The organism is Colwellia sp. MB02u-9, from assembly GCF_014077085.1.
Classification (GTDB): Bacteria; Pseudomonadota; Gammaproteobacteria; order Enterobacterales; family Alteromonadaceae; genus Cognaticolwellia.
This window is the reverse complement of sequence record NZ_JACGVF010000067.1, coordinates 69023-79047: the sequence shown is the minus strand read 5'-3', so window position 1 is coordinate 79047 and position 10025 is coordinate 69023. Positions and strand designations below refer to the sequence as shown.

The window sequence follows — 10025 nt, the reverse complement described above, 5'->3', positions numbered from 1 at the left end:
TGTGAGTGTCCACACAAATTGCATGATAACTAATTGTTAAAGAAAGTTAGTTTCTTCAAAGAAGATAACTAACCGATACAGAATCTCATTCGCTCTATACCGTAAAGTAATTCGTTGCTGCAGGCATTGCCTGAAGCGAGATGCGCATTCTACGCACCTGAGTTTTAATGTCAACGTTTTATTTAGGTTTTTTAAACTTTCTTTTCAGAAGATTCAAACTCACTTTTAAAACGTTAAGTTAACTTAATCAGCCTAGACCGAGTTAGATAACTCATTAAAACCATTCGTTTGGGTTACCCCTTGGAACTGGAGCGCATTCTAGAGATTTCTGGCTTCACGTCAACACCTAATATCAATTAAATTACGATTAAATGACTGTTTGCCTTTTAATTAAGCAAGACGTTGTTTTTTCGTTCTAACAAGATGAAATAAGCGCTAAATACTGCTGCTTTTATCTTATATATTACGCTTTTTATACTTAGATTATACTTAGAAGTAATAAAGCGACTGAGTAATAAATGTGTAAGCATGGTTTATATAAGGTGATTAGCTTTATTTTTCAGGCTCTTTTTTTGATTTAGTCTCTTCTTTTGCTACTTTTTCGGCATCCGTCGCTTTATTTTCACTATAACGGTGAAAGTCTGCATCTTGATCGTCACCTACTACATGCTCTAATTTCAATTTTTTTACTGAGCGGATAGTGGTAAATGGTCCTGAACAAGCATAGAAAGCAAATATAATAAGCAGGATATTTTCAGGACTCGATGCAATAACCACAAAGGCGAGCACTATTAATAGTACAACAACAAAATTTACCTTACCTTTCCAGTCAACTTCCTTAAAGCTGTTGTATCTAAAGTTACTCACCATTAACAGACCAAGTATGATGGTAATAATTCCAACAAGATAACCATAGTCTTGACCGTTAATTTTATATTCGCTACCAACCCAAATAAGGCTAGCAACAACGCCTGCGGCAGCTGGGCTAGCTAAGCCTTGAAAATAGCGTTTGTCGGCGATGCCAACTTGGGTATTAAAGCGTGAAAGACGCAATGCGGCACAAGCTACATAAACAAATGCGGCTAACCAACCAAACTTGCCAAAACTTGAAAGCGCCCAATTATATGCCACTATTCCTGGTGCTATGCCAAATGACAACATATCAGCCATACTGTCATATTCTGCGCCAAACTCACTTTGAGTATTAGTCATTCGTGCAACCCGGCCATCTAAACCATCGAAAATCATCGCAATAAAGATAGCAACCGCGGCACTAATAAAATGCCCATTCATTGATGATATAACGGCATAAAAGCCAGAAAACAATCCTGCAGTGGTTAATAAGTTGGGTAAAAGATAAATGCCACGAGTTTGCAGCGAATCGTCATTATGTTTGTCTGGCATAAGTAAAACCGAAATACGTTAATATGAATAGAGAGCTCTAATCTAGCATAAGTTTAATTATTAACGGTAGCTGTAGTACCCATGAATGATTAATAAAACTAGCAAAAATTTGTAAACTGGTCTTGGTGTTGTTATAAAACATTATAGTGATTACAGAATAGTCGCCAGTGACTATTGTTTTAGCTCATTATGCTAATAATAAGGAAATTAAGTATTAACTTATGGATAGGTATCAATATGCACATTAAAACCTTCTCATTCTGTTTAGTCACATTAGTATCTTTTGATGTCTTTGCAGCTGAAAAAATGACAGTTTATCGTTGGTTCGACGAACACAATGTCGTTCATTTTAGTCAACATCAGCCAGACCGTGATGACTATATCGAAATTAGTATGTCAAATAATAAAAAATCTTCCGTCATTACTGATGAAGCGAGTAGTGATGAAGCTTTAAAATTACAAAATAATACTTTGGGTGATAGTAGCGAGAAAAGTAATGTTAACCATGAGCTTAATGATGAGAAGTGTTTAACTGCTCGCGAAAATATAACAACATTAGCCAATTTTGATACAATTCAATATAAAAATGGGCAAGGTAGTGTAGAGATATTAACGGCATTAGAAAAACAGCAACAGTTAACGATGAATAAAAAACAGGCTGAAGTTTACTGTACTGATTAAATCAGTAAACATTGTCAGCCTGCATCTAGGGTATATTAGCTTACGATAACGCCACTAAGCTTTAACGGTGAAATTCAAATTATTATCAACAAGCTCAACAAATATATGATCACCAGCGGAAAATTCGTTAGCCAATAATTTATGTGCTAAAGGGTTTTCAATTTCTTGCTGGATAGAGCGTTTTAAAGGTCTAGCACCAAAAATTGGATCAAAGCCCGCCGCCGCAACAAAAGATAATGCTGCTTCCGATAATGTCATGGTGATATCGCGTTCTTCTAATCGCTTAGTTAAGGCCGATATTTGAATACTTGCGATACTTTTAATTTGCTCAGCAAGTAAAGGATGAAACACTACGGTTTCATCGACCCGATTAATAAACTCTGGCTTGAAGTGATTACCAAGTTCTGCTATTACCCGAGCTTTCATTTGCGGATATTGGCTGTCATCAACATATTCCTGAATAATATCTGAGCCAATGTTGGAGGTCATAATAATAACCGTATTTTTAAAGTCGACCGTACGCCCTTGCCCATCAGTTAAGCGTCCGTCATCTAATACTTGTAGTAAAATATTAAAAACGTCAGGATGCGCTTTTTCAATTTCATCAAGTAAAATAACAGAATATGGTTTACGTCTCACCGCTTCAGTTAAATAGCCACCTTCCTCATAACCGACATAACCTGGAGGCGCTCCCACTAAACGTGCAACAGAGTGTTTCTCCATAAACTCTGACATATCAACTCGCACCAATGAATCTTCACTATCAAAAAGAAAGTGGGCTAAAGCTTTAGTTAATTCTGTTTTACCTACACCAGTAGGGCCAAGAAATAGGAATGAGCCTATGGGTTGATCTGGGTCTGCCAAACCTGCCCTTGAGCGACGAATAGCATTTGATACTGAAACTACCGCTTCTGATTGCCCAATAACGCGTTTGTGCAGGTTATCTTCCATTTGCAATAATTTATCACATTCACCTTCGAGCATTTTTGCAACCGGAATTCCGGTCGCTCGGCTTAACACGTCAGCTATTTCTACGTCAGTCACTTTGTTTCGCAGCAAGGTCATTTCTTGCATTTCTGCTTGGCTAGCCAGATCTAGCTGTTTTTCAAGATCAGGGATGCGACTATATTGTAACTCGGCCATGGTATTAAGATCGCCTACGCGACGAGCCGCTTCAAGTTCAATACGAGCATGCTCTAAATCAGTTTTAATCGCTTGTGTACCATGTAGTGCCGCTTTTTCGGTTTTCCAGACTTCATCTAACTCGTCATAACTGACTTGGCAAGTGCCGATTTCATCCGAGATGAGGTCCAAACGTTTTTTAGAGGCCGGATCAGAATCTTTTGATAAAGCCCTTTGTTCCAATTTCAGTTGAATTAAACGCCTTTCTAATCGGTCTAAGTTCTCTGGCTTAGAATCCATTTGCATACGAATACTAGAAGCTGCTTCATCAATAAGATCGATAGCTTTGTCGGGTAATTGACGGTCGCTAACATAGCGATGAGATAAGGTTGCTGCGGCAACAATAGCGGGATCTGTTATTTCAACATTATGATGGAGTTCATAGCGTTCTTTAAGACCACGTAATATAGCAATGGTATCTTCAACACTGGGTTCATCGACTATAATTTTCTGAAATCGACGTTCCAATGCGGCATCTTTTTCAATATATTGGCGATATTCATCTAATGTAGTAGCGCCAACACAATGCAAATCACCGCGTGCTAACGCTGGCTTTAACATATTACCGGCGTCCATAGCACCGTCACCTTTACCCGCGCCAACCATAGTGTGTAGTTCATCAATAAATAAGATGACTTGCCCTTCTAACTGGCTTAATTCACTGAGTACCGCTTTAAGACGTTCTTCAAATTCTCCACGATATTTAGCGCCGGCAACGAGTGCGCCCATATCAAGTGACAATACACGTTTATTTCGGATACCTTCTGGTACTTCATGATCGACAATGCGTTGAGCTAGACCTTCAACAATCGCGGTTTTACCAACGCCTGGCTGACCAATTAATACCGGGTTATTTTTAGTGCGGCGCTGTAATACCTGAATGGTACGCCTGATTTCATCATCGCGACCAATAACTGGATCTAACTTTCCTTGCTCTGCTAGTTCGGTTAGATCAATGGTGTATTTATCCAATGCTTGACGCACTTCTTCGGCGTTAGCATCATCAACATTTTTACCGCCACGGATATGAACTATCGCGTCTTGTATACGTTGTTCACTCGCCCCTAAGCCTTTAAGAATTTGACCTAACTTACCTTTATCTTGTAACGCCGCTAGCATAAATATTTCTGAGGAGATAAATTTGTCGCCATGCTTTTGGGCAAATTTATCACAAAGGTTTAAAATATTACCCATGGCAGACGATAGCTGCACTTCACCGCCTGTGCCCGAGACATGTGCTAATTCTTCGAGAGCCACTTCAACTTGCGATCTTAACGTTCGCACATTGATACCGGCACTTTTTAATAAAGGGATAATACTGCTGGCGTTTTGATTTAATAACGCAAGCATTAAATGTATTGGCTCGATAAATTGATGATCTTTACCTAATGCGATGGATTGTGCATCAGATATTGCTACTTGAAAAGCCTGGGTAAATTTTTCTAAACGCATTAATGTTCTCCTAGTGCCATGTTACTGGGCTTACAGTTTAGTTATCTATGTTATAAGGACACCAAGGAGGGTTTTCAAGAAAAGAGTCGCTAAAACTTTGACCTAAATCAACAGAACACTTTTAAATAATCACCTTATTTATAAGGGATAATTTTTACTAGAGTGAATGTATAGATATTACGCTAGCCATACGCCCGGTTTTTCCGTCTCTGCGATAAGAATAATACTTACTACTATGCTTATAAGTACAGTCTGCAATTTTAGTGATATTGGTAACCCCTAATGCCAAGAGTTGTAACTCGGCGATTAACTGCAAATTGGCCAAAAACTTTACCTCTGTTCTGCCATTATTTAAAAATGCCACAGGTTTGAAAGCAGATTCAAATTTTACTGACATTTGACAGAACGCCTGTTTTACCTCTTGGCCAACTTCAAAAGCTTGAGGACCAATACAAGGGCCCATCCATGCGAAAATCTCATCGGCCGCACTATGCATTTTTCTAATGGTTCGTTCGATTATATTTGCGGCTAGTGGTCGCCAACCTGCATGAATGGCCGCAATTTCGCTACCGTCTTTATTTGATAACAAAATAGGTAAACAGTCGGCGGTCATTATGGCTAAAGCGATGTGCTGACTATGTGTTATCGCGGCATCAGCGACAATAGGCGTATTTTGATGTTTTTCAACAACAACGACATTATTACCATGAACTTGCTCTAACCATTGAATTTTTGTCATGCTTGGCAGGTAATCAAGTAACAAGCTTCTATTTCGGGCCACAGTATTGGGACAATCTCCCACATGATCGCCTAGATTAAAAGCATCAAACTCGGCTTGGAATTTTTCTGTGTAAGTACTATTTGATAATAAATGCGCTGAATGTTTAGATAATTGATCTTTACTAGGCATTAAGCGAGTAGTAGCAAAGGCCAACACACCTTCTGTTGGCCATTTAATACATTGTAAGTTATTAGATAAGTTAGTAATCACTATCAGTAAGATGAATTTTGGTATCTTTACGCAACATATCAGCTAACGCCACCATATCTTCAGGTACATCAGCATGCCAAGTCATTTGCACACCTGTTATCGGATGATATAAAGATAACATTGCCGCGTGTAAGGCTTGGCGCTTAAATTGTTGTAACATTTCTCGTAACTCTTCAGAGGCATTTTTTGGAGGACGCGGACGGCCTCCATATACGGGATCACCCGCCAGTGCATGAGTAATATGAGCCATATGAACACGAATTTGATGAGTTCGACCCGTTTCTAAACGCAAGCGTAAACGGGTATGTAACCTGAACTTTTCCATCACACGATAATGCGTTACCGAAGGGCGACCTGAAAAAGTAACCGCCATATGAGTACGTTTTGTAGCGTGACGACCAATAGGCTGATCAACCAAACCACCTGCGGTCATAATACCACTGGCAATAGCTTCGTATTCACGGGTAATTTCACGCGCTTGTAGTGATTCAACTAGGTTAGTTTGCGCAGCAATCGTTTTTGCCACCACCATTAATCCCGTAGTATCTTTATCTAAACGATGAACAATACCAGCACGAGGTACAACATCTAACTGCGGGCAGTGATGTAGTAAGGCATTTAAAACTGTGCCATCAGGGTTACCTGCGCCAGGATGTACGACAAAGCCCGCAGGCTTGTTGATGACTAAAATATCATCGTCTTCGTACACTATGTTTAAAGGTAGATCTTGTGCTTGAAAGCGTACTTCGCTCTCAACTTGTGTATCAATGGCTACTTCTTCACCACCAAACATTTTTTCTCGTGGTCTATCGACAACTAGGCCGTCAACCGTAATATGACCGGCTAAAATCCATTCTTTTAACCGTGAACGTGAATAATCAGGGAACATTACAGCCAAAGTCTGGTCGAAACGTTTACCTAAGCATGATTCGGGAACCGTATCCCGGTGTTGAATTATCTCAGCCATCAAACTCTCTATTAATTAGCACTGTGCAAGGCAGGATTGCTAGGTTAGAATGCTATAGCTTATTTTACCTCTTTGCTAAAGCAATTACATTAAGTAATTATAGTGAGGAGGATATTTATTTTAACTAAAACAAAGTAGTGATATTGAAGTCTATGGAAAAAGTGACAATAAAAATAATGTGCCTTGCGCTAGTGTTAGCATTAACAGGCTGTTCAGGAACAAGTGAAAGAGATATTAAGAAGGTGCCAGATAAGTCAGCTCAAGCATTATTCTCTGATGCTAGAGCATCGCTTGATAATGGCTTATATCAAAAGGCGATCCAAATTTTATCTGCGATAGATTCTCGATTTCCTTATGGGCCAATCTCTCATCAAGTACAATTAGATTTAATTTATGCTTATTACAAAAGCGGTGATGCTGCGCAAGGATTGGCACTTACCGACAGATTTTTACGATTAAACCCAGCGCATTCAAACTTAGACTATGTCTATTATATGCGTGCATTAATCAATGTTGCTACCCAAGAAAATTTATTCCAAAATTTAGCAGGAATAGACCGTTCAGACCGTGATCCTACGGCGGCGCACGCTGCATTCAATGATTTAAAAATAGTATTAGAGAAGTATCCTAACAGTAAATATGCTGCAGACTCTCGCCAACGTATGATTGCCATTAAATCACGCCTAGCAAAATATGAGTTATCGGTTGCGCGCTATTACTTAAAGCGTGAAGCCTATGTTTCTTCTGCTAACCGAGGAAAATATATTGTTGAATATTTTTCTCCTAGCCCAGAAACAGAAGAAGCATTAGAAATTATGATTGTCTGTTATGGCAAGTTAGGCTTGAATGATTTACAGATTAATGCCAAACAAGTTTTAGCGGCAAATTATCCTAACAACCCACGAGTTGCTAAGTAACGCTTTAGTTTCTATGAAGATCGTCGTTCTTGCGCATTCAGGTGAACGCGACATACCGTTCATCGAGCGTATAGGGATTTACTAGTGTCTAGAAAGACAGGATGTTTGAGAGAAAGGCCTGAACATAAAATACCAGCTTAGTGCTGGTATTTTTTTAACAGGTTAACGCTAGATAGCTTCTTCGTCTTCTTCTCCCGTACGAATTCGTATCACCCTTTCAACAGCCGTTATAAAAATTTTACCGTCACCAATTTTTCCTGTTTGTGCTGTTTCTAAAATGGTGTTTACACAGCGATCAACATCTTCTGTCTTCACGACTATTTCCAATTTTACTTTTGGCAAAAAATCCACCATATATTCTGCGCCACGATAAAGCTCTGTATGCCCTTTTTGACGTCCAAAGCCTTTAACTTCTGATACTGTCATTCCCGTCACACCAATTTCGCCTAGTGCTTCACGTACATCATCCATTTTAAATGGTTTAATTATCGCTTCTATCTTTTTCATTTTACAGCCTATAGGTTGATTTACGCGTCAGCATTTTACTGATAATTATTATTATCTACATCACAACTGAATATCAAGTAATTGTACACAGAATTAACTTATACCTATAGTGCAAAAATTCTAATTGAAGATAGACTTTGTTACACTAAAGCTACCTGCTGGCATAAGTCAGCTTAAAAGTAACATGCCACATACTCCAGAAGGAAATATCATGAGCGCCCAGGCAATAATCAATGAAATGAAAGTATTACCTGAAATTGATGCTGCGTTTGAAATTGAACGTCGAGTTAATTTTATCAAAAAAAAATTAATACAATCGGGGCTTAAATCTCTTGTTTTAGGGATAAGTGGTGGTGTTGATTCCTCTACTTGCGGGCGTTTAGCTCAACTCGCTATTGACGCTTTGAATAACGAAAACCCTGAAAATCAACCGCCATATAAATTTATTGCGATAAGACTTCCCTTTGATATACAAGCAGATGAAGATGACGCTCAACTTGCACTTGAATTTATAAAACCTAGTCATAGTCTAACCACTAATATCTTTGCAGGCACAGAGGGTATACATACTGAAACCATCCGGGCATTACAAGCGGCTGATCTTTTAACCGCCAATGCTGCACAAGTAGATTTTTCCAAAGGTAATGTCAAAGCTCGTACTCGCATGGTAATGCAATATCATATTGCTGGCATATTAGGCGCCTTGGTACTAGGTACAGATCACTCAGCTGAAAACATTACCGGTTTTTTTACAAAATGGGGTGACGGGGCTTGCGATTTAGCACCTTTATTTGGCTTATCTAAACGTCAAGTTAAGCAGCTTGCCAGCAGTTTAGGTGCTCCGGCTCAGTTAATCGATAAAGCGCCAACCGCTGATTTAGAAGAGCTAGCGCCAAGTAAAACAGATGAAGATGCGTTAGGACTAAGTTACGACCAGTTAGATGATTTTTTAGAAGGTAAGAACACAGATAAATTAGTCGAAGAAAAAATAATTGCTATCTATATGAAAACGCAGCATAAGCGTTCAGAAATTCCAACGATATATGAAGGTTAATTAATTTAGTTTGGTAAATTACAATATTTTTGACTATACCTAGCACTGAAAAGGTTATTCAACTAAGGAATGGTTGTAGTGTCAAAATATAATGGATTTACGATTATCGAAACTATGGTTGGGTTAGCTATAATGCTAAGTTTGCTTTCCATTGGTGTTCCTAACCTAAATAACTTCATTGTTTACACCCGCGTAGACAATGAAATATCTACCCTGCATCGTCTGATTTTAATTACTCGAAATAGCGCCTTAAGCAATAACACTGGCGTAACTTTATGCCCGTTAAATAGCCAAGGAAGATGTAAAAACTTATGGCACCAAGAGCTGAGTGTATTTACTGACATTAACAATAATAAAGTATATGAGCCGGCACTGGATGAACAACTTATCGCTCAAAAAGGCGCAATAAAAGCTGGAGATAAACTACAATATGGCAAAACACGTATCGGCTTAACTTATGCTCCAACAGGGCATTTATTAGGCTGGGGACAGAACGCTACATTTAGTTATTGCCCTAAGTACCATAATGATAAAAACCGAGGTATTGTTGTAAGAAATTCAGGTAGGGCCTATGTTAGCGCAGCCAATAAAACTAACGGCAAGAATGTCAGGCGCACAGGAGTTAAAATAAAATGTTTTTAATTAACTGTTTTTCCAGTTTTTTTTAATGTTCATTATTATATTATGATGGGTGTAATATGCATTATTTTAATACCCGCTCAGTGGTATTTAATCCTTGTGTATACCTTATCAAGTTAACAACAGACGGAATTTACGACATAGCGATTAGCTGCTCTCAAGCTAAAATCACAGAACAGTAAAACACTCGCTTTAACAAGTGGGTGAAGAAAAAGTTAATATCCCTGATAC

General features: G+C 38.7%; 9 protein-coding genes. 4 read left to right on the top strand and 5 right to left on the bottom strand.

What is annotated here, in order from left to right; translation table 11 throughout:
• Window positions 1-552 precede the first annotated feature (552 nt).
• Window positions 553-1404, bottom strand: coding sequence for a CDP-diacylglycerol--serine O-phosphatidyltransferase (gene pssA, locus H4J65_RS02280; protein ID WP_182190559.1), 852 nt, complete (start codon window positions 1402-1404; stop codon window positions 553-555).
• A 237-nt stretch (window positions 1405-1641) separates the two neighbouring features.
• Here pssA and H4J65_RS02275 point away from each other — a divergent pair, with 237 nt between their 5' ends.
• Complete coding sequence (locus H4J65_RS02275) at window positions 1642-2085, top strand: DUF4124 domain-containing protein (RefSeq protein ID WP_182194908.1); 444 nt, start codon at window positions 1642-1644, stop codon at window positions 2083-2085.
• Between the two features lie 54 nt (window positions 2086-2139).
• On the opposite strand, the gene clpB is transcribed toward H4J65_RS02275, so the two are convergent.
• From clpB to rluD, 3 genes are all read right to left on the bottom strand, one after another.
• Window positions 2140-4719 (bottom strand): ATP-dependent chaperone ClpB, encoded by a 2580-nt coding sequence (gene clpB / locus H4J65_RS02270; RefSeq protein ID WP_182194904.1) that lies wholly within the window; start codon window positions 4717-4719, stop codon window positions 2140-2142.
• 157 nt (window positions 4720-4876) lie between these two features.
• Window positions 4877-5710 carry a peptidoglycan editing factor PgeF gene (pgeF, locus tag H4J65_RS02265; RefSeq protein ID WP_182194901.1) on the bottom strand — a complete coding sequence of 278 codons (834 nt, stop codon included), beginning with the start codon at window positions 5708-5710 and terminating at the stop codon, window positions 4877-4879.
• The gene (gene rluD / locus H4J65_RS02260; RefSeq protein WP_182137496.1) at window positions 5700-6677 is read right to left on the bottom strand and encodes a 23S rRNA pseudouridine(1911/1915/1917) synthase RluD; all 978 of its coding nucleotides are present in this window, start codon (window positions 6675-6677) and stop codon (window positions 5700-5702) included. Before rluD ends, pgeF begins: the two co-directional genes overlap by 11 nt.
• 152 nt (window positions 6678-6829) lie before the next feature.
• On the opposite strand from rluD, the gene H4J65_RS02255 reads away from it, so the two are divergent.
• Entirely contained in the window at window positions 6830-7594 is a 765-nt protein-coding gene (locus H4J65_RS02255) for an outer membrane protein assembly factor BamD (RefSeq protein WP_182137517.1), read from the top strand.
• Window positions 7595-7762: 168 nt separating this feature from the next.
• Here H4J65_RS02255 and glnB read toward each other — a convergent pair whose 3' ends face one another.
• Window positions 7763-8101 carry a nitrogen regulatory protein P-II gene (gene glnB, locus H4J65_RS02250; protein WP_182137497.1) on the bottom strand — a complete coding sequence of 113 codons (339 nt, stop codon included), beginning with the start codon at window positions 8099-8101 and terminating at the stop codon, window positions 7763-7765.
• 211 nt (window positions 8102-8312) lie between these two features.
• On the opposite strand from glnB, the gene nadE reads away from it, so the two are divergent.
• Entirely contained in the window at window positions 8313-9155 is an 843-nt protein-coding gene (nadE, locus tag H4J65_RS02245) for an ammonia-dependent NAD(+) synthetase (protein WP_182194897.1), read from the top strand.
• 78 nt (window positions 9156-9233) lie between these two features.
• A complete protein-coding gene (locus tag H4J65_RS02240) occupies window positions 9234-9797 on the top strand; it encodes a GspH/FimT family pseudopilin (protein WP_182137499.1) in 564 nt (187 codons plus the stop codon).
• Window positions 9798-10025: the final 228 nt, after the last annotated feature.

Excerpts from the sequence above, each read along its gene's own strand:
- pssA (WP_182190559.1), bottom strand. The coding sequence starts at position 1,404 with ATGCCAGACAAACATAATGACGATTCGCTGCAAACTCGTGGCATTTAT.
- H4J65_RS02275 (WP_182194908.1), top strand. The coding sequence starts at position 1,642 with ATGCACATTAAAACCTTCTCATTCTGTTTAGTCACATTAGTATCTTTT.
- clpB (WP_182194904.1), bottom strand. The coding sequence starts at position 4,719 with ATGCGTTTAGAAAAATTTACCCAGGCTTTTCAAGTAGCAATATCTGAT.
- rluD (WP_182137496.1), bottom strand. The coding sequence starts at position 6,677 with ATGGCTGAGATAATTCAACACCGGGATACGGTTCCCGAATCATGCTTA.
- H4J65_RS02255 (WP_182137517.1), top strand. The coding sequence starts at position 6,830 with ATGGAAAAAGTGACAATAAAAATAATGTGCCTTGCGCTAGTGTTAGCA.
- glnB (WP_182137497.1), bottom strand. The coding sequence starts at position 8,101 with ATGAAAAAGATAGAAGCGATAATTAAACCATTTAAAATGGATGATGTA.
- nadE (WP_182194897.1), top strand. The coding sequence starts at position 8,313 with ATGAGCGCCCAGGCAATAATCAATGAAATGAAAGTATTACCTGAAATT.